At 69.4% G+C, this 26,979-nt stretch carries 21 protein-coding genes; 5 read left to right on the top strand and 16 right to left on the bottom strand.

Annotated features, from left to right (window positions below):
• Window positions 1-420, top strand: coding sequence for an Rrf2 family transcriptional regulator (locus K4L06_RS03215; RefSeq protein WP_221670021.1), 420 nt, complete (start codon window positions 1-3; stop codon window positions 418-420).
• Between the two features lie 241 nt (window positions 421-661).
• Window positions 662-1,789 carry a peptidoglycan DD-metalloendopeptidase family protein gene (locus K4L06_RS03210; protein WP_221670020.1) on the top strand — a complete coding sequence of 376 codons (1,128 nt, stop codon included), beginning with the start codon at window positions 662-664 and terminating at the stop codon, window positions 1,787-1,789.
• A gap of 96 nt (window positions 1,790-1,885) precedes the next feature.
• Here K4L06_RS03210 and K4L06_RS03205 read toward each other — a convergent pair whose 3' ends face one another.
• The 16 genes from K4L06_RS03205 to K4L06_RS03130 all read right to left on the bottom strand — a co-directional run bounded on the left by K4L06_RS03205 (window position 1,886) and on the right by K4L06_RS03130 (window position 23,126).
• Window positions 1,886-2,653, bottom strand: coding sequence for a class I SAM-dependent methyltransferase (locus K4L06_RS03205; RefSeq protein ID WP_221670019.1), 768 nt, complete (start codon window positions 2,651-2,653; stop codon window positions 1,886-1,888).
• Window positions 2,654-2,670: 17 nt separating this feature from the next.
• Window positions 2,671-3,879 carry a cytochrome P450 gene (locus K4L06_RS03200; protein WP_221670018.1) on the bottom strand — a complete coding sequence of 403 codons (1,209 nt, stop codon included), beginning with the start codon at window positions 3,877-3,879 and terminating at the stop codon, window positions 2,671-2,673.
• 11 nt (window positions 3,880-3,890) lie between these two features.
• Complete coding sequence (locus tag K4L06_RS03195) at window positions 3,891-4,604, bottom strand: tRNA-dependent cyclodipeptide synthase (protein WP_221670017.1); 714 nt, start codon at window positions 4,602-4,604, stop codon at window positions 3,891-3,893.
• 453 nt (window positions 4,605-5,057) lie between these two features.
• A complete protein-coding gene (locus K4L06_RS03190; RefSeq protein ID WP_221670016.1) occupies window positions 5,058-5,825 on the bottom strand; it encodes a YdcF family protein in 768 nt (255 codons plus the stop codon).
• Between the two features lie 4 nt (window positions 5,826-5,829).
• Window positions 5,830-7,083 carry a glycosyltransferase family 4 protein gene (locus tag K4L06_RS03185; RefSeq protein WP_221670015.1) on the bottom strand — a complete coding sequence of 418 codons (1,254 nt, stop codon included), beginning with the start codon at window positions 7,081-7,083 and terminating at the stop codon, window positions 5,830-5,832.
• Window positions 7,084-7,089: 6 nt separating this feature from the next.
• Window positions 7,090-8,742: a heparinase II/III family protein gene (locus K4L06_RS03180; protein WP_221670014.1), complete on the bottom strand. Its 1,653-nt coding sequence runs from the start codon at window positions 8,740-8,742 to the stop codon at window positions 7,090-7,092.
• Window positions 8,739-10,898: a bi-domain-containing oxidoreductase gene (locus K4L06_RS03175; protein WP_221670013.1), complete on the bottom strand. Its 2,160-nt coding sequence runs from the start codon at window positions 10,896-10,898 to the stop codon at window positions 8,739-8,741. Before K4L06_RS03175 ends, K4L06_RS03180 begins: the two co-directional genes overlap by 4 nt.
• 87 nt (window positions 10,899-10,985) lie before the next feature.
• Entirely contained in the window at window positions 10,986-12,089 is a 1,104-nt protein-coding gene (locus tag K4L06_RS03170) for a hypothetical protein (protein ID WP_221670012.1), read from the bottom strand.
• The gene (locus tag K4L06_RS03165) at window positions 12,086-13,417 is read right to left on the bottom strand and encodes an oligosaccharide repeat unit polymerase (protein WP_221670011.1); all 1,332 of its coding nucleotides are present in this window, start codon (window positions 13,415-13,417) and stop codon (window positions 12,086-12,088) included. Before K4L06_RS03165 ends, K4L06_RS03170 begins: the two co-directional genes overlap by 4 nt.
• A 16-nt stretch (window positions 13,418-13,433) precedes the next feature.
• Window positions 13,434-13,967 carry an acyltransferase gene (locus tag K4L06_RS03160; protein WP_305068574.1) on the bottom strand — a complete coding sequence of 178 codons (534 nt, stop codon included), beginning with the start codon at window positions 13,965-13,967 and terminating at the stop codon, window positions 13,434-13,436.
• A gap of 7 nt (window positions 13,968-13,974) precedes the next feature.
• Window positions 13,975-14,496, bottom strand: a complete 522-nt coding sequence (locus K4L06_RS03155; RefSeq protein WP_221670010.1) for an acyltransferase — start codon at window positions 14,494-14,496, stop codon at window positions 13,975-13,977.
• Complete coding sequence (locus K4L06_RS03150; RefSeq protein WP_221670009.1) at window positions 14,493-15,785, bottom strand: oligosaccharide flippase family protein; 1,293 nt, start codon at window positions 15,783-15,785, stop codon at window positions 14,493-14,495. The genes K4L06_RS03155 and K4L06_RS03150 overlap by 4 nt, the downstream gene beginning before the upstream one ends.
• Window positions 15,786-15,825: 40 nt before the next feature.
• Entirely contained in the window at window positions 15,826-17,085 is a 1,260-nt protein-coding gene (wecC, locus tag K4L06_RS03145) for a UDP-N-acetyl-D-mannosamine dehydrogenase (RefSeq protein ID WP_221670008.1), read from the bottom strand.
• Window positions 17,086-17,228: 143 nt separating this feature from the next.
• Window positions 17,229-19,592 (bottom strand): UDP-N-acetylglucosamine 2-epimerase (non-hydrolyzing), encoded by a 2,364-nt coding sequence (wecB, locus tag K4L06_RS22755; protein WP_221670007.1) that lies wholly within the window; start codon window positions 19,590-19,592, stop codon window positions 17,229-17,231.
• Between the two features lie 846 nt (window positions 19,593-20,438).
• Window positions 20,439-22,658, bottom strand: coding sequence for a polysaccharide biosynthesis tyrosine autokinase (locus tag K4L06_RS03135; RefSeq protein WP_221670006.1), 2,220 nt, complete (start codon window positions 22,656-22,658; stop codon window positions 20,439-20,441).
• Between the two features lie 33 nt (window positions 22,659-22,691).
• A complete protein-coding gene (locus tag K4L06_RS03130; protein WP_221670005.1) occupies window positions 22,692-23,126 on the bottom strand; it encodes a low molecular weight protein-tyrosine-phosphatase in 435 nt (144 codons plus the stop codon).
• Between the two features lie 853 nt (window positions 23,127-23,979).
• Between K4L06_RS03130 and K4L06_RS03125 the strand changes: the two genes are divergently transcribed.
• The 3 genes from K4L06_RS03125 (at window position 23,980) to K4L06_RS03115 (ending at window position 26,947) form a co-directional block, all read left to right on the top strand.
• The gene (locus K4L06_RS03125; RefSeq protein WP_255594969.1) at window positions 23,980-25,083 is read left to right on the top strand and encodes a polysaccharide biosynthesis/export family protein; all 1,104 of its coding nucleotides are present in this window, start codon (window positions 23,980-23,982) and stop codon (window positions 25,081-25,083) included.
• A 139-nt stretch (window positions 25,084-25,222) separates the two neighbouring features.
• Window positions 25,223-25,840: a glutathione S-transferase family protein gene (locus K4L06_RS03120; RefSeq protein WP_221670004.1), complete on the top strand. Its 618-nt coding sequence runs from the start codon at window positions 25,223-25,225 to the stop codon at window positions 25,838-25,840.
• A 603-nt stretch (window positions 25,841-26,443) separates the two neighbouring features.
• Window positions 26,444-26,947, top strand: coding sequence for a GNAT family N-acetyltransferase (locus K4L06_RS03115; protein ID WP_221670003.1), 504 nt, complete (start codon window positions 26,444-26,446; stop codon window positions 26,945-26,947).
• Window positions 26,948-26,979: the final 32 nt, after the last annotated feature.

The following is a 26,979-nucleotide window of genomic DNA, read 5'->3' as shown; positions in this document are numbered from 1 at the left end:
ATGAAGCTCAGCCGCTACACCGACTATTCGCTGCGGGTCTTGATCCATCTGGGCACCCGCGGCGAGGACCTGGCCTCGATCGCCGAAATCGCCGAGGTCTACGGCATCTCGCACAGCCATCTGATGAAGGTGGTGCAGGACCTGGGCGCGGCCGGCTATGTGCAGACCGTGCGCGGCCGCAACGGCGGCATCCGCCTGGGCCGCCCGCCGGCGCAGATCAACCTCGGCGCCCTGGTGCGGCATACCGAGGGCGTGGTCGCCCTGGTCGACTGCGGCGACTGCCTGATCGCCCCGGCCTGCGGCTTGCCCGGGATCCTGGCCCAGGCTACCCGCGCCTTCTTCGAGGTGCTGGACCGCTACACTCTGGTCGATCTGTTGGGCAAGCGCCGCGCGCTGGCGCAGTTGTTCGGTGCCGCCTGAGGGCGGCACGGGGAATCGGGAATCGGGAATCGGGAATGGGGAATCGGAAAAGCAGAGCCTGGGTCGCTTTTGCTTCTACGATTCCCGATTCCCGATTCCCGATTCCCCATTCCCGGCTCCCCCCGCCAAAAGACCTAGTACCACAGACATGCTGCCGCGCCGCGGCGGCCGTGGGATCATGCGGGCCTCGCGCAGGCGGCGTGCCCGCGCGTGTCCCGTCCGCGATCCGGAACCGTCCCCGATGCTGCGCTCGCTCGCCTGCGCCCTAGTGCTGCTGTTGTCCGCCTCGCCGGCGGCCGCCGCGGCGATGAACGAATCGCTGGACATGACGGTGCCGCAGGCGCCGGCGCCGTTCCGGGTCGAGGGACGGCAGCGGCTGATGTACGAGTTGCACCTGACCAACTTCAGCGCCGAGCCGGTGCGTTTGCAGCGGGTCGAAGCGCTGGACCGCGACGGCGGTGCGGTATTGGCGAGTTTCGCCGGCGCCGAACTGGGCGCGCGCCGGCAGTCGATCGGCCAGGCCGCGACCGCCGACGCGGCCTTGCGCCCCGGCGAGCGGGTGGTGGTGTTCGTCGAGTTCGACCTGGCCGCCGGCGCTGCGCCGCCGACGGCGTTGCGCCACCGCATCGGCCTGCTCGGCGAACGCGGCGAAGACGAGGTCGAGGGCGCGCCGGTCGCGGTCGCGCCGGCCTCGACGCTGCTGCTCGGGCCGCCGCTGCGCGGCGGACCGTGGGCGGCGGTCCACGCGCCGCAATGGCCGCGCGGCCATCGGCGCGTGTTCTACACCCTCGACGGGCGCGCCCGCCTGCCCGGCCGGCACGCGATCGACTGGGTCGCGATCGACAGCGCCGGGCGCCGCGCCCGCGGCGACGCGGACCGTGCGGCCAACTCGCTAGGCTACGGCGCCGACGTGCTGGCGGTGGCCGACGCCCAGGTGGTCGCGGCGCGCGACGGCATCGCCGAGAGCGCGACGCTCTCCGGTCGGCGCAAGCATTCGCTGGACCAGGCGCCCGGCAACTACCTGGTGCTGGCGCTGGCCGACGGCCGCTACGCGACGTACGAACATCTGCGTCCCGGCAGCCTGCGCGTGCGTGTCGGCGAGCGGGTGCGGCGCGGCCAGACCATCGCCGCGCTCGGCTTCACCGGCGACTCGACCGGCCCGCACCTGCACTTCCATGTCGCCGACGGCGCCCGGCCGTTGGCCTCGGAAGGGCTGCCGTTCGAGTTCGAACGCTTCGAGCGGCTCGGCGCCTATCCGCAGATCGACCGGCTCGGCCGCGAGCGCTGGCAGGCGCCGGCGGCCGGCGCCGCGCACGAACGCCGCGGCGAGGCGCCGGCCTCCAATAGCGTGGTGATGTTCGCCGAATAGCGGCGCCGCGGACCGGTCCGCTTCGAGCCGCTCCGTTTCGAGCCGGCCTGTTTCGGGCAGGCCTGCTTCAAGCCGGCCTGCCTCGGGCCGGCGTCGTCAGCGCCGTGCCTCGACGATCATCGCGTGCGGGCAGTGCAGGTAGTTGCGCCAGAACTCGCTCGGCTGCAGGTCGCGGCCGCTGTCGGCCAGCACCGGCGCATGCCAGCGCAGTCCGGCGAAGCCGGCGTCGGCGAAGGCGCGTTCGTGCGCCGCGCGCGACCAATAGAACGCATCCAGGTCGAGCACGTGGCCGCCGAACCAGGCGTGCAGGTGCACCGGCGCGCCTTCGTACAGGTCCGGCGGCGCGCTGAGCTCCATGCCGTAATGGCGGTACCAGCCGCGGTCGCGCGAGAACTCCGGGTTGAGCACCGCGGCGACGAAGCGGTCGCCGGGCGCCGACAAGGCGTGATAGGCGGTGCGGCAGATCGAGGTCAGCCCATCCAGGGTCGGCGCGTAGGGCAGCACGTAGATCGCGGTGACCAGGTCGAAGCGCTCGCCGAGGTCGTCGACGACCGTGTCCGGCGCGCGGGTCGCGTCGCGCCAGCGGTAGCCGATGCCGAGCGGGTTGCGGTCCTCGCGCTGGCGGGCGTAGTCGATCATGCCCTCGGACACGTCCAGGCCGACCACCCGGCGCGCGCCGCGCTGGGCGATGGCGCGGGTGTACAGGCCGCTGCCGCAGCCCAGGTCGAGCACGCGCAGGCCGCCGGTGTCGCCGAGCACCTGCAGGAAACTGTGCATCTCGATGTGTTTGCGGAACGGCATTTGCTCGATGCTGTCTTCGTAGGCATCGGCCAGGGCGTCGAATTGGCTGTCGGCGTGATTCATGAGCGGAGTCCTCGCGATTACCAGGCCACCGGCAGGCTGACCGGGCGGATGAAGAGAATGTTGCGCTCCCAGGGGATCTCGTTCGGCGGCAAGGCCAGGGCGAGGCTGGGGAAGCGCGCGAACAGCAGGCGGTAGGCCGATTCCAGGAACACCCGGGTCAGCGACGAGCCCAGGCAGAAATGCGGGCCGCTGCCGAAGGTGGCGGTGCCGTCGGTGTCGCGGTGGATGTCGAATTTTTCCGGATGCCGGTAGTACTTCGGGTCCCAGGTGACGCCGAGCATGGTCGCGCACACCGCTTCGCCGCGGCGGATCAGGCCGTCGCCGACTTCGACGTCCTCGGTCGCCACCCGCGGCAGGCCGAGCACGCCGTTGTGGTGATAGCGCAGCACTTCCTCGACCGCGCGCGGCCATAGGGTCGGGTCTTCGATGCATTGGCGCAGTTGTTGCGGATGCACGAACAAGGTCAGCAGGCCGGTCGACAGCGGCGGGATCAGCGGCTCGGAACCGGTCACGAACAGGTAGCAGACCGTGCCCAGCAGTTCCTGCTCGCTGATCGTGCCCTCGCGCTCGGCCTGGATCAGCGCGCCGATCGGGTCCTCGTGCTGCGGCCTGCTGCGGCGCAGTTCGATCATCTGGCGGGCGAAGTCGATCACCTTGGCCGTGGCCTGGGCGACTTCGGCGGCGCTGGCTTCGTAGTTGGTCTGGGTATGGAAGTACTCCAGGTACTGGGCGCGGAATTCGACCGGCACCTGCAGGATTTCGCAGTTGCTGTGCAGGGGCAGCAGGTTGGAATAGGCCTGCATCAGATCGACCGGATTGCTGCCGGCGGCCATCGCATCGAGCAGGGCCTGGGCATGGCGTTCGATCAAGGGCCGATAGCGCTCGGCGCCGGCGCGGGTGTAGAACGGGCCGATCACGTGACGCACCCGGGTATGGTCGGGCGGATCGAGGTTGAAGATGCCGCCGGGCACGGCGGTGAAGTCCTCGCCGACGAAACGCGGCGCGCCGTGGAAGGTCAGGTTGCGCGAGAAACGCCGGTCGCTGAGCACCAGCGCGATGTCCTGCTTGCGCGTCAGCATCCAGGCCGGCGTGCCGCTGGGCAGGCGGATCGGGCACAGCGGCCGGTATTTGCGCGCCCAGGCGATGGTCTGCGGCGGCGTGCCGAGCGGGCCGATCGGGAACGGGTAATCGATCAGTTCGGTTTGTTGGCTCAGGGGTTGGCTCATGGCGGCGGCGCTCACGGCAGGTGGTGGAAGCTGACGTATCCCTGGCCGCGATGGCGCGGCAGGATCTCGTTGCGTTCGAGCAGGTCGTGCACCAGCGCGATCGGACGCGGATAGACGAACACCGAGCTGTCGGCGGCGAAGATCGTCGGGCTGTCGAGGAAGAACGGCAGTTCGGCCAGCGCGTACTGCGCCGCCTGTCGCAGGGCCTGCGCCGGCGCGACCGTTTCGCCGACGGCATTGGCCCGGACCGCGGCGGCGGCGGCGCGGTCGCAGGCCTGGCGCAACCAGGGCTGGCTGCGATAGCGCTGCTCCAGGCTGCGGCGCAGATCGAAATAAGCGTTGCGTTCCTGCAGCCGGGTCCAGGTATGCACGCGGGCTTCGGCGTCGCCGATGCCGTGTTCGCGCAGTTGCCTGACGGCGTTGTTGCGCAGGCCATTGAGCGCGCGGCGCAGCCGGCGCGCGGCATCGAGCGGATGCATGCCGGCGGCGACCAGGGTGTGGATGGCTTCATAGCCGGGCAGCAGCACGTCGATGCGGCGGAAGCGGCCGACGCCCCAGCCGATCAGGCGCTGCACGGTATGCGGGTTGAACGCTCCGTTGAACGGGCTCAGGCCGATCACGGCGTGTTCGCCGGCATCGAGCAGCGCGCGGCAACGCGCAGTGTAAGGCTGCGCCTGCGCCGGTTCCGGCGGCGAGGCGGGGACGGCGGTGGGATCGGTGCTCATCAGGTGCATCGCGGCGACTCCGGTGGCGGAAGGGCGAAAGCGATGGCGAAGATCGATGCTCAGGGCGATGCGAAGGCGACAGACGCCGTCGCCGTGCACGGCTTGCGCCGCGCTGCGCAGGTATCGATTCGGGGAGCGGACGCCGCCGGCGTCATCGGTCGGCGAGCGTCGCGTCGGACGGACCCCTCACTTCGTTCGGCGCACAAACTACTCGCGCGCGCCGCGTCGAACCGTGATTGGAATCGCCGGATCGCGCACGTCGATAGTGTGCTATCTGACTGAATTCAGCGAGAAGTGAGGGTCGGTGATCGGCTATCGCGAAGCGTCGCGCGAAAGCCGATAGGCATCACTGCTATCGCGAAAGCGTCGCTCGCGGCGCGCGGATTTGCGCGCCGCGGCGCAGCGTCGCCGTGCGCCCGTGTCTGCGATGGGAGCGTTCGTCGACGGGCGCCGCTAATGCAGCGTGTCCAGTCTGGCGATGCACAGTCCGGCGGCCTCCTTGAGAAAGCGGCCGCTGCGGCGCAGGGCGCGCGGCGAAGGCTGCCACGGCGGCAGCGCATCGCCGAGCGGCGTCGCTGCGGTGGCGACGCCTTGCACGCGCCAGCCGGCGCGTTCGAATGCCAGCGCTGCGCGCGGCATGTGCTCGGGCGAGGTCACCAGGATGATCGAGTTCCAGCCGCGGCCTTCGCCGATCGCGCGGCTCAGGCGCGCGTTGTCGGCGGTATTGCGGCTGTGGCTTTCCAGTACCAGGGCCGAGGCCGGCACGCCGAAGCCGCGGATCGAGTCGGCCATGCGCTGCGCCTCGCTGCCGCCGGGAGTGTGCGCGGTCGGACCGCCGCTGAGCAGCAACTGCGGCGCCAGGCCGCGCCGCCACAGCCGCGCGCCGAGCGCGAGACGGTTGCCGGCGAGGTCCGAAGCGCCCGCATCGCCTTGTGCGTACTGATCGGCGCGGCCGATGTCGCCGCCCAGAACGACGATGGCGTCGGCGCGCCGCGCCAGGGTTTCGCTCGCGCTCGGATAACCGCGCGCGAGCAGCGCGGCGAGGCCGTCGGCGGCCGCCGGCAGCGACCACCACAGCGACCACAGCGGTGCGATCAGCAGCAAGGCCCAGGCGCTGCGCCGCCAGCGCAGCGCGGCGGCGAGCAGGGCCAGCGCCGCCAGGCACAGCGAGCCGTGCAAGGGCTCGGCCGGCCAGCGCAGCAGCTCGCCCAGCCCGCTCATCGCCTCACTTCGAGGCGCGCAGCAGGCCGCCGGTGTCGTCGTCGAGCAGACGGCTCAGCGCGTCGGTCATCAGCGTCGCCTGGCGGTCGCGCGAATAGGCCGGGGCCGCGGCCAGGCTGGCTTCGCGCAGGCGGCGCATGCGTTCGGGATCGGCGGCCAGTTCGCGGATCGCCTCGGCCATCGCCGCGCCGTCTTCGGGCGCCACGCACACGCCGCAGCCGGTGCTTTCGACGATCCGGGTGGCTTCGCCGCGCGGCAGCGACATCAGCGCCGGAATGCCCATGCCCATGCCTTCGAACAGCTTGGACGGGATCACGCTGCTGAACACCGGCGTGTCTCGCAGCGGGATCAGCGACAGGTCGCACAGGCTCCACAGCCGCGGCATCATTTCCTTGGGCTGGCGCGGAATCATGCGCACGTTGTCCAGGCCGCGCTCGGCGACCAGTTGCTCGACGCGGGCGCGTTCTGCGCCGCTGCCGGCGAAGAAGAAGGCGATGCGCGGCTCGTCGCGCAGGCGTTCGACCGCGTCGAGCACCTTCTCCAGGCCGTGGGCCATGCCGTGGGTGCCGAGGTAGCCGACCACGAAGCGCCCGTCCAGGTCGTACTGGCGCGCCAGTTCCGCATCGCGCGGGCTCGGCCGGTAGCGCTGCAGGTCGACGCCGTTGAGCACGACATGGATCTTGCCGGCGTCGACGCCGCGCTGGATCAGCTCGTCGCGGAAGCTCTGGGTCACCGGCACGATCGCGTCGGCGCTGCGGTAGAGGAACATCTCCAGCTTTTCCAGCACCCGGATCGCCGGGCTGCGCTGCATCGCGCCGACCGCGGTGATCGAAGCCGGCCACAGGTCGCGCAGTTCGAACACGAACGGGCGCCGGCGCAGCCGCGCCAGGGCCCAGCCGCCGAGCGCGCAGAAGAACTGCGGCGACGTCGCCACCACCACGTCGTGGCGGCGTTCGAACAGGCCGAAGCCGACCGAGGCGGCCATGAAGCTGAGGTAGTCCAGGGTGCGCTTGGCGAAGCCTTCGTTGGCGGTGATGTAGGTCTTGACCCGGACCACGCGGATGCCGTCGACGGTTTCCACGCTGCGCCAGGCGTTTCGGTAGCCCGGGAACAGCTTGCCTTCGGGGAAGTTCGGCGCGCAGGTGATCACGGTCACCTCGTGCCCGGCGCGCACCCAGCGCACCGCGTGCTCGTAGGTGCGGGTGGCCGGCGCGTTGCCTTCCGGCGGGAAATTGTCCGTGAGAAACAGGATGCGCATGAGGGCTCAACTGGTCCAGGTGAACACGATGGCGGCGCTGCCGGGGTCGCGCGGCAGGGCCAGTTCGAGCACGTCGCAGGCCTCGCTGCGGCCGAAGCCGGCGTGGTAGGTGCTGGCGGCGACGTTCGCGGTCAGGCCCTCGGGATCGCTGCGCCAGCGCAGCGCCTCGATCCCTTCGCCGGCGATGCGCGCCGCGCCGATGCGCAGCCCCGGCGGGGTGCGGTAGCGGGCGATCGCGCGGGAGAAGCCGCCTTCGATCCGGTCTTCCACCCGCAGTTGGTCCTCCTGCAGGCGCCAGCGGCGGTAATGCACGGCGCGGCCGGGCAGGCGCTTGTAGCCGTCGTGGGCGGCTTCCAGCCAGACGCCGCCGCTGTCCTGGCCATGGCTGATCGCCAGCGGCATCGCCCGGCGGGCGACGCGGAAGCTGCTCCAGACTTCGGAGGAATCCTGGTCGTCGACCTGCACCGTGTTGTGCGCGGCGGTGCCGCGCTGCCACAGGCGCTCGGCGCCGGTGTCGTAGCGCGAGGTGCCGGCGTTGACCAGCACCCGGCGTCCGCGCAGCGACAGTTCGAAGCTCAGGGTGTCGGCGTGGGCGTGGCCGGGCAGGTAGTTCGGGCCGACCTCGCCGATATCGGCGATTAGCACCGCTTCGCCGTACTCCAGGCGCGCGTAGCCGGACTCGGGCAGCAACTGCAGGGATTCGCCGGAGCGTTCGGGCGGATCCAGGCCCAGCGTGCGCGCGTAATCCTGCAGCGGCGCCAGCTCCGGGGCGATGCCGTGGGCGGCATCGTTGAAGAAGGCGATGCCGCCGTCGGGGTGGGTCATCACCGCGAGCCAGCCGAGCATCGCGGTGGCGCGCGAGCGCCACAGCTCCAGGTCCTCGCGCGACACCGCCGGGGCGTAACGCTCGCCGAGCTGGATCAGGTCGAGCAGGTCCTCCAGCAGGGTGGCGTGGTACATCGGGCTGCGTTCGAAATGGCCGCCGTCGGCGAGGATCTGCTCGCCGATCTCGCGGCGCATGCCGCGCAGGCCGATGTCGAGCCAACGCGCGCCTTCCTCGCCGTCGAAGAACAGCCCGGCGAACAGCAGCGCCTTGTAGTTGGCCCACAGGTGATTGCCGAGCAGGTGCCGTTCCAGGCGGCCGGCCAGGTAGCGGGTCTGCGCCGCCAGGCTGTCGAGCAGCTCGCGCCGCGCGGCTTCGTCGCCGGCCGCGTGGCCGGACAGCAGCCACTTGATCCAGTTGACGATGCGCAGCGACAGGCAATACGGCTCCCAGCCGTTGCCGGCGCCGGGCGGATTGGCGGCGATCCAACTGCGCACCAGTTCCAGGTGCCAGCCGGCGCGCAGGGGCGCGCCGTCGGCGACCAGGTCGTCGAAGTAGTGCAGGTTGTACAGCCACAGCTTGGGCAGGGCGCGGTCGTTCCAGTCGCCGTTGCGCAGGCCGTGTTCGGCGTTGAGGAAGCGGAACCGGTTCGGGCCCAGCATCGAAGCCGCGCGCGCGCAGCCCTGCCACTGGCCCCGCGCCGGCATCGGCGGCGGCGCCGGCGACAGGTCGATGCGCGGCCGGTGCAGCCGGTGCCAGGCGCGGCCGTAGATCTGCACCGGGCGCAGATGGCGCACGGTGTGCCACAGCCGCAGAGCGCGCGCCGAGGCGTTCATGCGCGAACCGCAGCGTCCAGTTCGATGGTCGCGCGGGCGACCTCGAACAACTGCTCGGCCGGGATCGGCGATTCGGCGCGCCCCTTGACCGCGGCCATGAAGGCCTGGGCGCAGTCGTTCTGGCCCTTGTCCTGGCGCCACAGGTTCATCGACTTGAAGCCCGGCCAGCCGTAGCCCTTGAGGCGGCGGAAGTTGTCCAACTGCAGCACGCGTCCGGCGGCGAACACTTCCAGGCGTTCCTTGGGGAAGCTCTTGTCGCCGTTGGCCAGGTAATGCACGGTGCCGAAGGAGCCGTCGGCGAAGCTGAGGCTGAAGCTGACCCGGTCGCTGCGGATGCCGACGCCGGGCACGTTGCCGACCGCGGTCAGCTGGTGGCCGACGATCGGCGCGCCGGCGAGGTAGCGCAACAGGTCGACGAAGTGGCAGGCCTCGCCGATCAGGCGGCCGCCGCCGGCCTTCGGATCCTGGGTCCAGTGGTCGGCCGGAATCGCGCCGGCGTTGACCGTCATGATGAAGCTCTTGGGTTCCTGCACGCCGGCCAGCAGCGCGTGCATCTTGCGCACCTGCGGGGCGAAGCGGCGGTTGAAGCCGACCATCAGCACCGGCGGACGGCCGTAGACCGCGCAATCGGCATAGGCCTTCTCGATCTCGGCCAACTCGTCCAGGGTCAGGCACAGCGGTTTTTCGACGAAGACGTGCTTGCCCTGGCGCAGCGCCTTGGTGGTCAGCGCGGCATGGCTGCCGTGCTGGGTGGCGATCACCACCGAATCGTTGCCGCTGTCGCGCAGGGTCGCGTCGGTGTCGGTGCTGGCGTTGCGGAAGCCGAACTTGCGGCCGAAGTGCACGCTGCTGACGCCGCCGCTGGAGACCACCGTGTGCAGCGACGCGCCGGCCTTGGCGAAGGCCGGGATCAGCACCCGGCCGGCGTAGTTGCCGGCGCCGATGAAGGCGACCGAACCGTTGCCGACGGTGGTCGGCGCCGCCGGCGCCTGCACCGCGGTCGGCAGCGGCACGGTGCGGCGCAGCGGCGTGGCCAGCACGTCGTCGGGGCGGCCGTAGTCGAGCAGGATGCCGAGCGAGGGCTCGGCGCCGCCGAGCACCGCATAGGCCTGTTCGGCTTCGGCGATGGTGTAGCGATGGCTGACCAGCGGCTGGGTCTGGATCGAACCGGCCGCCATCATGTCGAGCATGGCCTCGAAGTTGCGCTGTTCGGTCCAGCGCACGAACGCGACCGGATAGTCGTTGCCGCGTTCTTCGTAGGATGGATCGTAGCGGCCCGGGCCGTAGGAGCAGGAGACCTGGAAGCTCAGCTCCTTCTCGTAGAAGTCGGCGCGCGACAGCTCCAGGCCGGTGACCCCGACCAGGACGATGCGGCCGCGCTTGCGGCACATGTGCGCGGCCTGCGAGACCGGCTCGTTGCTCTTGGTCGAGGCGGTGATCAGCACCGCGTCGACGCCGCGGCCGCGCGAGAAGGTCTGCGCGGCCGAGACCGGATCTTCGCCCTTGGACAGGTCGACGGTGTCGGCGCCGTAGCTGCGCGCCAGGGCCAGCTTGGCCGGGTCGAAATCGATGCCGAGCACGCGGCAGCCGTGCGCGCGCAGCAGCTGCACGGTGATCAGGCCGATCAGGCCCAGGCCGGTCACCACCACCGCCTCGCCGAGGGTCGGCTGGACCAGGCGGATGCCCTGCAGGGCGATCGCGCCGAGCACGGTGAACGAGGCGGCCTCGTCGTCGACGCCGTCGGGAATGCGCGCGCACAGATTGGCCGGCACCGCGACCACTTCGGCGTGCTTGCCGTTGGAAGCGACCCGGTCGCCGACCTCGAAGCCGTTGACCCCGGCGCCGATGCCGATCACCGTGCCGACGTTGCAGTAGCCCAGCGGCAGCGGCTGGTCGAGCTTGCTGCGGACCGCGTCGATGGTGGTGGCCAGGCCGTCGGTGCGGACCTTTTCCAGCACCATGCGCACCTTGTCCGGCTGCTGGCGGGCCTTCTGCAGCATGTTGGCCTTGCCGAACTCGACCAGCATGCGTTCGGTGCCGGCCGAGACCAGGGTGGTGCCGGTGCGGATCAGCAGATGGCCGGGCTTGAGCGCCGGGACCGGGACGTCGACGACTTCGGTGCTGCCGTCGCGCAGATTTTGCAGGACCTGTTGCATGGTGGTTCCAGTACGAAGGGGGAAGGTGGGGCGTCGCGGCGGGGCAGGCGGCGGCGCGTTATCGGTCGGTCGGCTCGATGCGCGATCTCAGCGGGCGCGGCTCAGGCCGGCGCACTCGGCGATGACCCGCGCCATCGCGGTGTCCCAGGCCTCGTAGCGCAGGGTGCGCAAGCCGGCGCGGCGCTGTTCCAGCGCCTGCGGGTCGGCGGCGATGCGCAGCAGTTCCTCGGCCAGCACCCGGCCGTCGCCGTAGTCGCACAGGAAGCAGGCGCCGGCGGCCTCGAACGGCTGCGAGGTGTCCAGGCCGGGATTGGTCACGAACGGGATCTGCAGCGCCGCGCAGTCGAACCACTTGTTCGGTTCGGCCAGGCGGTTGATCTCCAGCGACGGGTCGTAGAAGGCCAGCACCAGGTCGGCGCTGAGCAGCAGGGCCAGCGCGTCCTCGTTGCTGACGATGCCGCGGTAGCGCTCGCCGAGCAGTTCGGCCAGGCGCTTGGCGTCCTCGCCGAGCAGGCGCCCGGCGGCGACGAATTCGATCCGGTCGCCGGCCGCCTCGACCGCTTCGCGCATCATCCTGGCGCCGCGCTCGGGCGAGATCAGGCCGCTGATCAGCACCCGCAAACGGCCGTCGCGCGGCGGCATGCTCGCGACCAGGCCGCGCGCGCGCTGGATCACGTCGCTGTGCGGGGTGTTGCGGACGATGCGGATGTTGCCGCCGTCGCCGTCGACCGCGCGCGAGGCGCCCGGCACCACGTGCAAGGTGGCGCGGCGGCCGACGAAACGTTCGATCGCCTCGATCGCGCGCTTGACCGGGCTCGGCCAGGCATAGCTCTTGGACAGCTTGTCGCGGTCCAGGAACACGTACTGGCAATCGCGCACGCTGGCGACCAGGGCGCAGGGCAGGGCCGCGTCCAGGCGCGAGCAGAAGTACACCCCGGCGCGCGGCTGGACGAATACGCGCAGGGTCAGCCAGGCCACCCACAGCGCATAGCCGATCGCGTTGACCGCGCCGCCGCCCCAGGAGCCGAAGCTCAGCAGCACCTTGACCTTGGGCAGCTCGGCGGCCTGCTTGTCGCGGCTCCAGATCCAGAATTCGTACGGGATCGCCGCCGCATCCAGCACCTGCGACAGCTTGCTCAGGTAGGGATTCTTCAGATAGGGGTTGCCCTGGCCGAGGATGATCGCGTTCATGCCGGCACCCCGCGCATGCGGATCGGCCGGTTGCCGAGCCAGGTGACCGCGAACAACAGCAGCACGGTGATGAAGTAACGGCTCCAGCCGCCGAGCAGTTCCATATACAGAAATCCGGAAGAGAACATGAAGATCGAGAAGCTGTAGACGACCACGCCGACCGGCGTGACCTCGCGCCGCCGCGCGTAGAGATTGCGGATCGCCGCCAGGCAGGCGCCGTTGACCAGGCCGAACAGCACCAGGCCGAGCAGGCCGAAGTTCATATAGCCCTCGGTCGGCAGGCCGGTGGTGTAGGAGGTCAGCTTTTCGCCGTCGAGGGTGTAGCTGCCGGGGTAGATCATGTTGCGCAGCGCCGGGCCGCCGCCGAACGGCTTGTCCGGCCAGAACGCGCGCGGGATCGGATTGAGCGCGGCGGCGACCACGGTGGCGCCGTAGACCGGGTCCCAGTCGCGTTCGTGCTGGGCCAGCCAGATCAGGTTCTCGGCGTTGCCGAAGGCGCCGTTGAGGCCGTACACCAGCAACTGCACCGGGCCCTCGCTGGTCACGCTGGAGGCGTCGGCGCTGTCCAGGGTGGTGCGGATCTTGGCCCAGGCCGACAGGCCCAGGGCGATCGCCAGCATCACCGGCAGCAGCATCAGCGCGCGGCTGATCCGGCCCTTGAAGATCGACAACGAGGCGAACAGAACGATCGCGATCAAGATGAAGACGAAGTTGCGGTTGCCCATGGCGACGAAGGCCACCGCGACCAGGAGCACCACGCCGCCGATCGGCAGCAGCCGCCAGCGCGACATCGGCCGGCTCGAGGTGCGCCGCGAAGCGAAGTAGTCGGTGACCAGGATCGCGGCGTAGCAGATCGCCGCGAACGCCAGCACCACCGCCGGGCCCATGCCGCGGCGGATCATGATCCGGTCCTTCATGTAGTCGGCCAGGTCGTAGGCCGAGACCGTGCGTGCCAGATACAGCACCGCGCACATCGCCGGAATGCCGACCAGCACCAGCACCCGGCGCCGCTCGCGCTTGGTCAGCGCGCGCACCTGCGGCAGCGCCGGCCGCGCGCCGCCGCCGGCGAGCAGGTAGCCGCCGATCCCGGACAGGCAGAACACCAGCGAGAACAGCAGGGCGAACAGTTTGGCGTCGAAGGAGTAGTAGAACGGGTAGGTCTGCACCTGCTGCAGGTCCTTCAGCCACGGGATGAAGCCGTAGATGAAGGCCACGGTGAGGACGAAGGCCAGGATCGGGTTGACGAACAGGCGATCGAACCGGCTGCCGATGCGCGCGAACGCCAGCAGTCCCAGGCTCATGAAGAAGATGACGTAGAGCGTCGCCAAACCGGTCCGGCCTCCCTCAGTCCTGCTCGGTGATGTCGCGGCGGAAGATCTCGCGCGCGGGGTTGCCGGCGTAGACGGCGAAATCCGGCACGTCCTCGGCCAGCACCGCGCCGGCGCCGACGATCGCGCCGCGGCCGATCCGGCGCACCCGCGGCAGCACGGTCGCGCCGGCGCCGATCCAGGCGTAATCCTCGATCTGCAGCGACGAGAATTCGATCGGGTTGCGGTGCCAGTTGGCGTGGCCGCGCCGCACCACGTGGTTGTGGGTGAAGACCTTGGCGCCCTCCGACACCGCGACGTGGTCGCCGAGGCGCACTCCGCCGGAGTAGTCGATGTAGCTGTCGGCGCCGAGCTCGACGCCGTGGCCGAAGGCGATCGAGGCGCTGTCGCTGCGGTGCGCGGCGACCACCATCACCCGGTCGGACACGCTCATCCCGGTGGCGCGGAAATGCCAGGCGTAGATGCGCGTGCGCAGTCCGCGCAGCCCCGGCAGGCCGAAGGCCGACAGGGTGCGGGCGATCACGTAGGCGGTCTTGGACAGGGACGACATGCGCGCCTCAGCCGGCCCGGACCTGGTCGGGGTAGAGCTTGGCCACGTACTCGGTCACCGAGCCGACGATCTGGCCGGGGCTGCCGACCACGATGCTCAGCGGCGGGATCTTGCCGCGCACCACGCTGCCGGCACCGATGATGCAGCCCGGGCCGATGTCGGCGCCGGGCATGATGATCGAACCGGTGCCGACGAAGCTGTAGCGGCCGATCGAGACCGGCTTGACCCGGATCTCGGGGCGTTCGAAGCGCAGCCCGAGCTCCTTGGCCGCGGTGTTGATCGCCGCGTCGTGGGTCAGGATGCGCACGTTGCTGGAGATGGTGCAGCCCTCGCCGAGCCGGATCAGCGAGTAATCGGTGCCGTCGAACCAGATCTTGGCCGACAGATAGTTGGGCATGCCGTCGATCTGCGCGCCCTCCGACTTCAGGTACCAGGTGAACATGCGCGTGACCAGGCCCGGCTTGATCAGCCAGCCGACCCGGATCGCGCCGAGGATCACGGACTTCTTCAGCAGACGTACGACTCTCATGGATTACTCCGGGCCACCGCTTTGAAGCGCAGCTCGTTGCGGTTGAACAAAGCGAAGGTCAGCAATTGCAGGATCGATGCGACGAAATAGGCCTGGGCCAGGCCGGTCGCGCCGCCGTGCAGGCGCAGGGCGACCGCGGCGGCGGCCAGCAGGACGATGCAGAACACCGCGTTGCCGGCCAACAGGATGCCCGGGCGGCCGTCGGCGGTGGCCTTGCGCATCAGGATCGTGGTCGGCGCGGTCGCCACCACCGAGGCCAGCAGCCACTGCAGCGGCTGGGTCGAGCCGGCGTAGTCCGGAGCGAAGGCATGGATCAGCGGCGGCGCGGCGAAACCGGCGAACAGGGCGATGCCGCCGGTGACCGCGATCAGCAGCAGCATCGAATGGCGCAGCACGGTCGAAGCGCTGTCGCGGTCGCCGCGCGCCAGCGCCGCCGACAGCATCGGCAGGGCCGCGTTGGCGACCACGCCGATGCCGAACAGCAGGATCGAGCGGGCCTGGTTGCCGAGGGCGAAGTTGCCCAGGTCGACCGCGCCGTCGGCGGTGTGCGACAGCATCACCATCACGATCCACATCGCCGGCACGGTCAGCAGGCCGGCCAGCGACGAAGGCAGGCCGAGCTTCCACAGCACCGCCCAGTCCTCGCGCCGGGTCGCGCGCCAGGACAGACGCAGGCCGTGCTCGCGGCGATAGCGGCGCAGGCTGCGTTCCTGGCCGATCGCGATCACCGCCTGCGAGGCGATGTAGCCGTACACCGCCCAGTGCAGGTCGTGGCGCATCGCCGCCAGCACCATGATCGCGAACGCGATCGGGGCACTGGCGATGTTGGCGTAGGCCTGCTCCTTGACCCGGTGCAGGGCCAGGGCGACGCCGTTCTGGATCGCGGTGACGAAGCCGGCCAGGACCAGGATGCTGGCGCTGGCGTAGACCGGGGTCAGCGCCGCGGTGTGGCCGACCTGGCGCGATAGCAGCGGCGACAGGGCCACGATCAGCACCGCGAAGCCGAGCGCGATCAGCAGCGCCGAGCCGTACGACACCGACAACGCCACCTGCAGCCGCTCGCGCGGGCCGTCCACCGCCTCGGCGACGATCTTGGTCGCCATCTGGCCCAGGCTGAGGGCGCAGAAGGTGGTGAACAGCAGCGCGGTGGTCTGGATCAGGGTGAACTGACCGAAGGCCTCCGGCCCCAGGAAGTAGGCGATCAGCAGCACGCCGGCGAAGATCGCGCCGCGCGAGGCCATGGCGCTGATCGCCGAGAGGCTGGCGGTGGTGATCAGTCTGCGGATCATCGGACTTCGGTCATGTCGGTGCGGGCGGCCGGCGCCGGGCTCAGGTCCAGATGCCCTTGGTGTCGACCAGGCGCAGATGGGTCGGCGCCGCCTGCTCCTTGAACGGCTTGTGGTCGACCAGCAGCAGGCCGATGTCGGCCTGGGCGCTGGCGGTCGGGAAGTCCACCAGGATCACGTTCGGCGAGGACTTGAGCTTCTCCGGCAGGGCGTCGATGTGCGGCTCGACCGCCAGCACCTTGCCCGGATGGCGCTGGGCCAGCTCGATCGCGATGTCCAGCGCCGGGCTTTCGCGCAGGTCGTCGATGTCGGGCTTGAACGACAGGCCGAACACCGCGATGGTCAGGTTCTTGTCTTCCTTGCCGGCGGCCTTGGCCTCGGCGATGGCGGCGTCGACCTTGTCCATCACCCAGTGCGGCTTGCTGTTGTTGACCTCGCGCGCGGTGCGGATCAGGCGCGCTTCTTCCGGCGCGCTGTCGACGATGAACCACGGGTCGACCGCGATGCAGTGGCCGCCGACGCCCGGGCCGGGCTGGAGGATGTTGACGCGCGGATGGCGGTTGGCCAGGCGCACCAGTTCCCAGACGTTGATCCCGAACTTGTCGGAGATGATCGACAGCTCGTTGGCGAAGGCGATGTTGACGTCGCGGAACGCGTTCTCGGTCAGCTTGCACATCTCGGCGGTGCGCGCGTCGGTGACGATGCACTCGCCGCGGACGAAGGCCCGGTACAGCTCGCAGGCGCGTTCGGCGCAGCGCGGGGTCATGCCGCCGATGATGCGGTCGTTCTCGATCAGCTCGCGCATCACGTGGCCCGGCAGCACGCGCTCCGGGCAGTAGGCGACGTTGACGTCGGCCTGGGCGCCGGCCTGCTGCGGGAAGCTCAGGTCTGGACGCGCGGCGGCCAGCCATGCGGCCAACTGCTCGGTGGCGCCGACCGGGGAGGTCGACTCGAGCACGATCAGGTTGCCCTTGGCCAGCACCGGCGCCAGCGCCTTGGCGGCGGCCTCGATGTAGCTCAGGTCGGGCTGGTGGTCGCCCTTGAACGGGGTCGGTACCGCGATCAGGAACGCGTCGGCGGCCTGCGGCGTGTCGGTGGCGCGCAGCAGGCCCTTGTTGACCGCGGCGTACACGGCGACGTCGAGCTCGGGCTCGAAGATGTGGATCTCGCCGCGGTTGATGGTCTCGACCGCGCGACGGTTGACGTCGACGCCGATCACGCGCTTGCCGGCGGCGCAGAACGCGGCGGCGGTGGGCAGGCCGATGTAACCCAGGCCGATGACCGAAACGGTTTCGAATTGCATAAGGACTCCGAGGTGCTCCCGTGGAGCGGGGGGATGCGGCGGCGCGGGCGGCCGGTTCGTTCAACGCACAAGGCGGCGAGGGATCTCGCCGCCTGTGCGTCGCGCGCGCCGGAACGGCCCGCGCCCGATGGATGGGGCGCGGATCAGGCGGCCAACTGCGAGACCTCGACCTTGATCGTGGCCAGCGCTTCGACGATGCGTTCGCAGGCCTTGCCGTCGCCGTAGGGGTTGTGGGCGAAGCTCATCGCCTCGTAGGCCGAGCGGTCGCTGAGCAGGGCGCTGACGCCGTCGGCGATCAGTTGGCGGTCGGTGCCGACCAGCTTGACCGTGCCGGCGGCGACCGCTTCCGGGCGCTCGGTGGTGTCGCGCATCACCAGCACCGGCTTGCCCAGCGAGGGGGCTTCTTCCTGGATGCCGCCGGAGTCGGTGAGGATGATGTGGGCGGCGTTCATCAGGTACACGAACGGCAGGTAATCCAGCGGCTCGATCAGGTGGATCTGCTTGATGTCGCGCAGCAGGCGGTTGACCGGCTCGCGCACCTGCGGGTTGAGGTGCACCGGGTAGACGATGTCCACGTCCGGGTGGCGCAGGGCGATGTCGCGCAGGGCGTGGCAGATCCGCTCGAAACCGCCGCCGAAGCTTTCGCGGCGATGGCCGGTGACCAGGATCATGCGCCGCTTCGGGTCGAGGAAGCCGAACTGCTGCGACAGCTGCTCGCGCAGCGAGTCGGTGCGCTCGATCCGGTGAACGACTTCCTTCAGCGCGTCGATCACGGTGTTGCCGGTGATCGAGATGCGGTCGGCGGCGATGCCTTCGGCGCGCAGGTTCTGCATCGACAGGTCGGTCGGGGCGAAGTGCATCGCCGCGAGCGCGCCGGTGAGCTTACGGTTGGCTTCTTCCGGCCACGGCGAGTACAGGTTGCCGGTGCGCAGGCCGGCCTCGACGTGGGCCACCGGCACCTGCTGGTAGTAGGCCGCCAGGGTGGTCGCCATGGTGGTGGAAGTGTCGCCGTGCACCAGCACTACGTCCGGCTTCAGCTCGGCCAGCACCTTCTTCATGCCGGTCAGGATCGCGGTGGTGATGTCGGTCAGGTCCTGGCCCGGCTTCATGATCGCCAGGTCGTAATCGGGCCGGATGTCGAACAGGCTCAGCACCTGGTCGAGCATCTGCCGGTGCTGGCCGGTCACGCACACCCGCGCTTCGAAGCGCGGATCGGCGTTCAGCATCAGCGCCAGCGGCGCCATCTTGATCGCTTCCGGACGGGTGCCGAACACGCACAGGGTCTTGATCTTGCGCGGCGCGGCGACCGCGGCGGCGGCCGGCATCGCGGCCGGCAGCTTGGTCACCGCCGAGGCGTCCTCGGCCAGGCCGGTGCGCGCGTGCGCGGGCAGGGCGGCGGCGTCGGGCAGGCTCAGGCCCGGCGCGTGCGCGGCTTCCAGCTCCATCGTGTCGTTCTCCGGGCGCCAGTTCGGCAGGCGCGGCTCGAACTTCCAGCCGTGGGTCAGGCCGACGGTATAGGCGATCAGCAGCGCGGCGAAGATCGCCAGGTCCACGCCCAGCGGCAGGTTGCGCAACGAATAGCCGACCGCCGCCAGAGCGGTCGCGGTCACGACCAGGATCGCCAGCGCGGTGCGCGGCGAGCAGCCGCTGTCGAGCAGCATGTAGTGCAGGTGCTGGCGGTCCGGCTTGAACGGCGACAGGCCCTTGCGCATGCGCCGGTACATCACCGCCAGGGTGTCCAGCACCGGCAGCGCCACGCACCACAGTGCGTCGGCTGCGTCCAGCCGCGCGCCGCCGCGCTGGCTCAGATACACCAGGCTCCAGGCCAGCAGGTAGCCGATCGCCATGCTGCCGGCGTCGCCCATGAAGATCTTGTGCCCGCGCCACAGGCCGAGGTTGGCGAACAGGTAGGGCACGATCGCCGCGAACAGCACCGGCAGCAGCGGCAGCGAAATCGACGAGGGCGCGATGCCGTCGGCGAACAGCATGATCGCGACGATCGAGGTCAGGGTCAGGCTGCCGGCGAGCCCGTCGATGCCGTCGAGCATGTTGAAGGCGTTGATCAGGCCGACCACGCCGATCACCGTCAACGGCACGCCGAGCAGGCCCAGCGAGACCGGGCCGCGGCCGAACAGGTTGCCCAGGTCGTTCAGGTACAGGCCGCTGCCGATCATCATCAGCACGCAGGCGCCGCTCTGCACCAACAGGCGCGCGCGCACGCTGAGGTCCTTGGAGTCGTCGATCGCGCCGACGATGACGATCAGCGCGGTGCTGCCGAGCAGCGACAGGGTGAAGCGGTCGGCCAGGCCGAGCAAGGCGGCCCCGCACAACAGGCCGGCGAAAATCGCCAGCCCGCCGATCAGCGGGATGTCGCCTTGGTGCCGCTTGCGTTGGCCAGGGCGGTCGACCAGGCCGAACGACTTGGCCAGGGGGCGCATCGCGTAGATGGCGATGCCTGTGATGCACAGCGCCAGGGCGCATGCGATCGCGATCTTGGTGTCCAGCATGACGTAAGGTCCGGGGAATAAGTCTTCGTTAGACAAAGCCAACGATCGCCGCCCCCCCGCGGTCGATCATCCATCGATGTGTTCTGAATTTTCTAAGAGTCGTAGTGGTGCCGCAGCCAGACGCAGCGGCGAGGCCGCGTCGGGCGAAGTGATGCTGGGTTGTTGTCGCTGTGGTGGTAGGGGTGGATTGAAGTGGCGCGTCCGTCCGCCGTGGGTTCGATGCGCTACGTACAACGTTCCGCTCTTGCTTTTGTGCCCGATCTTTATGACATCCCGTCGGTCTGCGTCCGCGTCGCGCTCCCCCTACGAGTGCGCACGAACTGCTGTTTTGTGCGAATAGACTGCCATTCGTCGCGCGATCAATACTGTGAAACCGTAAGGCTTTTTGTTGTGCGGTCGCGGTGACGGGGCCGATTCGTGCGCGAATCTGCTTTGTGTCAGCTGCGATTCATCCGCCGGATCGCGCTTGCGGTCTTCGATCAAATCGCGTCTGCGATGCGCGGCGCGGAATAACGGCGACATTACGCGGCAATGTGCGATCGCGCGCCGACGCGTCGCGTTTGTGCGCTGCGTAATTCGCTTTATGCGATTTCGTTATCCGCAAATGAATCTGCGAAAACTCCAGTTTTAGCGGGGTTTTTCTTCACTTCGTGGGCGCGCGAAATGCGCGTGGAGTCGTTCTTCGTTTTGCTTTCGTTCATCGGTAGGCGACAAATTGCGAGCGGGTTCGCGAACCCGCGTGAGCGTGCGTGGGCGATGCGCTAGCCGGCGTGGCGCTTCGCGCGTGCGCTTCGTGGGTGGCGACGGGTTCATGCGCGATGTCCGCGCGAACGCCATGGTCGTCGATCATTTTTCGATCGGAGAATAATCGTAGCCGTAAGCGTGATAAGCGCCGTGGCGGCGTTCGACCGCGTTGAGGATCGAGCCTTTGAGTTCGATGCCGTTCTGTTCGAAGCGCTGCTTGGCCACCGCGATGTCCTTGGCGGTGTTGAAGCCGAAGCGCGCGACCAGCAGGTTGGTGCCGGTGTGGCGGCCGACGATGGCCGCGTCGGTCACCGCCAGGATCGGCGGCGTGTCGACGATCACCAGGTCGTAGCGCTGCGACACGGTGTTCAGCAGCGCTGGGAAGTTCGGATGCATCAGCAGCTCGGACGGGTTCGGCGGAACCTGGCCGCGGGCGATGAAGTGCAGGCCCTCGACGGACGAGGCGTGCATCGCCTTGTTGAAGTCGATGCGCCCGGTCAGCAGGTCCGACAGTCCCTCCTGTCCGTTCAGTCCCATCACCCGGTGCAGGGTGCCGCGACGCAGGTCGGCGTCGATCAGCAGTACGCGCTGTCCGCCTTGGGCGATCACCGAGGCCAGGTTGGTCGAGACGAAGGTCTTGCCGGCGTTCGGGCTGGCGCCGCAGATCATCAGGACGTTGTTCTTGGCTTCCAGGCGGGCGAAGTGCAGGCCGGTGCGCAGGGCGCGGATCGCCTCGATCGCCAGGTCGCCCGGGGCGTCCACCGCCAGCAGCCGCGCGCGGCTCATCTTCGACGGCGTGCGCGAGTTCTTGTCGACGCTTTCGTGATCGCGTTGATAGGAGCTCATCGGGATCGACGCGTACACCGGCAGGCCGAGCTGTTCGATCTCCTTGGCGTCCTCGATGCCGCGATTGAGCAACTGCCGCAGCAGGATCCAGGCCATCGCCAGGGCGCCGCCGAGGAAGGTGGCGATCAGCACGATCATCAACCGCTTGGGCTTGACCGGCTGGCTGACGTCGACCACGGCGCGGTCGACGATGCGCGCGTTGCCGACCGTGCCGGCGCGGGCGATGTCGAGCTGCTGGGCCTGGTTGAGCAGGTTGGTGTAGGTCTGGGTGCCGACCTGCACGTCGCGGGTCAGGCGCAACAGTTCCTGCTGGGTTTCCGGCAAGCCTTCGATGCGCTTGCTCATCTCGTTCTTGCGCCCTTCCAGCTCGCCCAGCTGCGCCATCAGCGCGCGGTAGGCCGGGTGCGCCGGGGTGTAGCGGCGGCTGACTTCGGCCTGCTGCATCTTCAGCTGCGAGATGCTGGTGTCGAGCGAGACGATCTGGTCCAGGTAGGACTTGGTTTCCAGGCTGATGTCGACCGAATGCGACTGCGACTGATAGGCGTTGAGCGCCTGCTCGGACTTTTCCAGTTCGCGGCGTACGTTGGGCAGCTGCTCCTTGACGAACACCAGCCGGTTGGCGGCTTCGGCCGAGTTGCGCTCGACGTTCTGCCGGGTGTACTGGCGGGTGATCGCGTCCAGGGTCTCGGTGGCCTTGACCGGATCGGGCAGCTCGTAGCTGAGCTGGATGATGCCGGAGTCCTTGGCCTTTTCGCCCGCGGTCAGGTTGCGCTGCAGCGAGGTGATGATCGCCAGCGATTGCAGCTTGATCACTTCGAAGCGCATGCCCGGATTGGCCGCCAGCGCCTTGACCGTCAGCTTGACTCCGCGGCCGCTGGCTTCCTCGCCGACCTTGCCGTTGAGCAGCAGGCCGCCGTCCTCGTCGTAGAGACGGTAGGCGCCGGCCTGGTCGGCGACCAGCTCCATCTCGGTGCCGACCAGCGCGTCGGGCACCGACAGCTTGAATACGTCCAGGTGCTCGCCGCCCCAGCCGTAGCCGTCCAGGCCGAACCAGGGCTCGGCCACCGCGCCGGGCGTCGCCGGCTCGAAGCGGCGCGAGATCACCCCGCCGATCAGCGGGAACTGCCTGGGTTCGACCTGCACGTCCAGGCGCAGGTCGTCGACCGCCTTGCTGAGCACGGTGCGCGAGGTCAGCAGGGCGATTTCGGTCACCGCCTGCGGCGCCGAATCGGTCAGCACCTGGGACACCGCGTCCAGACCCGGCAGGGTCGGCGTGTTCGGCTCGACCTGGATCATCGCGTTGGCCTGGTACACCGGCGGCGCGAGCAGGGCGTAAGCGGTGCCGAGAGCGAAACCGGCCGCGGTCACGCCGGCGATCAGCCACTTGTGGTCGATCAGCGTACCGAGCAGGGCGGCCAGGTCGATTTCTTCGTTGCCGTCCCGTTGAACGTCGAGGGCGGCGGAACTGGTCGGCATGGGGTGAGGGCCTTAAAAAAGTGGAGTCCTACGTCATAAGTAGGGCACCCAGCTACTCACCCCTGAGTTGATCAGCTGGTAGGCCCGTTCGAACGCGCTGTGCGACTGGCGGTAAGGATCCGGCACGCCGGCATCGTCCAACCACTTGCCCAGCAGAAACGTTTTCCCCCGCGCGTGCGGCGCAAGCGCCAGCACGCCGTCGAGGTGCTTACGTTCCATCGTAAGGATCAGGTCGGCGGCGTCGATGATCTCGCGATCGATCTGCCGCGCCTTGTGCAACGTACCGTCCAGGCCGTGCTCTTCGAGCAGCGCCAGGGCGGTGGCGTCGATCGGATGGCCGCGCAATGCCGCTAGCCCGGCCGATTCGACGACGACGTCCTTGCCTTGCATACGATGCCGCAGCAGCACTTCGGCGGTTGGGCTTCGGCAGATGTTGCCGATGCAGACCATCAATACCCGTTTGAACACGCGCGCTACGTCTCACTGTTGAACCACGGCGCGCACGGCGCCGACAGCGTTTGGTTGATGGCGCGACCGGCCCGGAGGACCGTTCGCCCGGCAGTGAACCGAACAGCGACGCATGCCGACACGCGGGGGCCGCGATGCTGCGGTGCATCGAATTACGACGGTGCGGAATGTACGAGCCGCCTCCGGCAGGGTCAACCGCCGATATCGGCGCGACCGTCGAGACGTGACGTCGGTCACCTGCGAACTCGCGCCGAGCGCGCAATCGTGAACGAGGCCTCGCGCGCGGCGAATCCCCGCCGCTGTTGCGTTTGCGGCGATGCGCGCGGGCCGCGACGAGGCAAGTGAACGAAACCCGAATGCGCGGCCGCGCGATGCATCGAGCGGCGCGCTCGTCATCGCCGCGTCATACGCCGATGCGGTGCGGTCCGCGGCCGGTTGCCGACGGGTAGCGAGGATTCATAACTGTGATGCGATGCTCTTACCGAAGCCGTCGCCTCCCGCCGCAGCCGCCGTCGCTGGCTATACTGCGCCCAGGGGCTAACTCGCGCGATCCGTTCGCACGCAATATCAGGAGTCACGTCCCGCCACAGATTCGCGTCACCGATCTCGTCCCTGCGCCCCGTCCATCGGGCCGGCCGATCCGGTTTCCGCCACGGCTGCGCCAGTTCCGGCGCAGCGTTCCACTTTCGACGTCCGTACTTCGTTGCCGATGCAGCGCTGGCGGGCTTTCGCGCTCGGTTCGGCCGTGTCGCACCGCAGGGAAGGCGGCGCGGCCGGCGCCGCAGCGCGCGTTTGCGGCTTCATCACGGCCGGCTTTACCACGGCAAGACACGACCTAGAGACAGATTCGTTCATGAGAAAGCTTTCAGTTGGCATGGCGCTGTTGGCCGCCATCGGACTCAACGGCTGCATGTGGGCGCCGGGCCAGCACATGAGCCCGAACCAACTGCTGCGCGGCGACGCGTTGCAGGCAGACGAGGTCGAACTGGTGCCGATCAACGCCCAGTTGGTCGCCAGCGAGCGCGCCTCGGCGGATACCGCGGCGGTGCCGGCGGAGCTGCTCGACTACCAGCCCGAGGCCTACCGGATCGGCGCCGGCGACACTCTGTACATCACCATCTGGGACCATCCCGAGCTGACCTCGCCGGCCGGCAACCAGCAGCAGCCGGCCGCCAACGGCCGCCTGGTGCGCCCGGACGGCACCCTGTTCTATCCCTACGTCGGCGTGATCCAGGCGCGCGGCAAGACCATCGAGGAGCTGCGCTCGCTGATCACCCAGCGGATCGCGGCGGTGGTCGAATCGCCGCAGGTCGACGTCACCGTGATCGACTACGGCAGCCAGCAGGTGACCCTGCAGGGCGCGTTCGTGAAGACCGAGCGCCAGCGCATCACCGCCACGCCGCTGACCCTGGCCCAGGCGATCGGCTCGGCGACGATCGACCCGTTGCGCGCCGACCTGTCCGGCCTGGTGCTGACCCGCGACGGCCACCAGTACCCGCTCGACCTGGACGCGCTCAACCGCACCTCGGTCGCGCCGGACATCTACCTCAAGGCCGGCGACCACATCTATCTGCCCTACAACGACCGCAAGGAAGTCTATGTGGTCGGCGAAGTGGTGCGCCCGGCGGCGATCGGCTTCAAGACCACCGACATGAGCCTGAGCCAGGTGCTCGGCCGCGCCGGCGGGCTCAACCCGCTGACCGCCAACGGCGACGCGGTGTACGTGATCCGCGGCGGCAGCCAGGACCTGCGCGAGCAGCCGGCCAAGATCTACCACCTCGCGGCCAAGTCGCCGGCGACCTTCGCCCTGGCCAGCCAGTTCTCGGTCAGGCCCGGCGACGTGGTGTTCGTCGGCCCGGCCGGCGTCACCCGCTGGAACCGCTTCGTCAACCAGCTGCTGCCGTTCTCCAACATCCTGAACAACTCGGCCAATACCCAGGACCTGCTGGAGCGCTGAGCCCCACGCCTTCCCCCTGTTCTTCCCCCCTTTGAAAAAGGGGGGCAGGGGGGATTTGCTCTCGCTCTTCCCGCACGCCCCCTGTCGATCCGCCGTCCCCCGCTTCGTCGTACCGATACCTCCCAAGGAATCGCTACGCATGAAGATCTATTGGATCCGCACCCAGGCCCCGCGCCGCGTCCTCGCCCTGGCCAAGCATCTGCGCCTGGAGGTCGAGCTGGTCGAAAAGGACTTGATGGCGGGCGAACTGCAGGCCGCCGACTACGCCGCGCTCAATCCCAACCGCAAGGCGCCTTTGTTGGTCGACGGCGACTACGCGCTGTGGGAGTCGTCGGCGATCATGGCCTACCTGTGCCGGCGCGCCGGCTCCGAGTTGTGGCCGAGCCGAGCGGACGAACAGATCGAAGTGCTGCGCTGGCTGTCGTGGAACGATCAGCATTGGGACCCGACGGTGTCGCCGTTCTACTTCGAACGCGTGGTCAAACCGCAGTTCGGCATCGGCGAACCGGACCTGGATCTGCTGGCCGCCAGCGAAGCCGCGCTGCACCGCTACGCGCGCGTGCTCGACGATCATCTGACCGGCCGTCGCCATCTCGCCTGCGGCCGCCTGACCATCGCCGACTTCCAGGCCGCGTCGATGGCCTGCGACTGGCGCCAGGCGCAGATGCCTTTGCACGACTACCCGCACCTGCTGGCCTGGCTGGAGGGCCTGATGGCGCTGCCGGCCTGGGCCGAGCCCTGGCCGCAGGCGGCGTGAGCGCATCGGATGGGCGGTTGGGATTGGGGGTGGGATCGAATCGGGACGGCGCCGACGTTGTAACGGCGGCCCTGCACCGTGCGTACCGCGAGCCCCTCTCCCGCTGGCGGGAGAGGGGTTGGGGTGAGGGCAACCAGCGCAGACGCACTCGTTCGCGTCTGCGGCGCGCTCCTTCGCCCCGGCGGAGACATGGCGCTGAAGTCTCTGGATCCCCGCTTTCGCGGGGATGACGGTGCGGCCAGGCTTCCGGTTTTCGCGGGGATGGCGACGGCATAGCGCGGTGGCCCTCCCTCCAGCCGCCGCTCGACCCTCCTGCTGTCGTTCCCGCGCAGGCGGGAACCCAGGGCTGCATCCAGGCGGATCTCCAAGCCCGAACGCGCTGCCGTCACACCGTCCCGGCGTGACCGCGGTCGTGCCGCGCGCGTGCCTGGGCCGCGGAATGCGCGCGCGCGGCGCCGCTACGTGCCCTTGCGCACGAACGCACTGTGCCGATGCGGTCGTTCGCGCTGTGCGCTTTCGATGACTCCCGGCTGAAAGCGGACAAGCCGCGGCCGCGTACGCGGCCTACAATGCGGCTTGCACTCCGCCGTCGTATCGCCGTCCATGATGCTCCGTAGCAGCCGCCTGTCCTTGCGTCCCGTGCTCGCGTCCGATGCCGACGCCCTGCAGGCGGTGTTCGGCGATCCGCAGGCGATGCGCTACAGCCGCATCGGCGCGCAGCCGGCGCAGTACGCGGCAAGCTGGATCGCGCATCTTTCCGGCGAACGCGGCCTCGGCACCTGGGCGGTCGCCGACCGCGCCAACGAGCAGGTGATCGGCTACGCCAGCCTGACCGCGCTGCGTCCCGGCGACGGCGGCCGCGAGGCCGAACTGATGCTGCGCCTGGCCCCGGCCTGGTGGCGGCGCGGCTACGGCAGCGAGGCCGCGCAGGCCGTGCTCGACTACGGCTTCGACCACCTGGGCCTGCGCCGCATCGTCGCCTCGATCGATCCCGATCACGTCGCCGCCGACGCCTGGCTGCGCAAGCTCGGCTTGCGGCCCGCCGGCGAACTGATGCTCGCCGGCGACCCGCGTCCGGAACGGCTGTACGCGATCGAGCGCGGCTGAGCCGGGTCCGGCCCGGCCGGATCGGACGCGAG

It is taken from the genome of Lysobacter sp. BMK333-48F3 (assembly GCF_019733395.1).
GTDB lineage: Bacteria > Pseudomonadota > Gammaproteobacteria > Xanthomonadales > Xanthomonadaceae > Lysobacter.
This window is presented reverse-complemented; position numbering and strand designations above follow the sequence as displayed.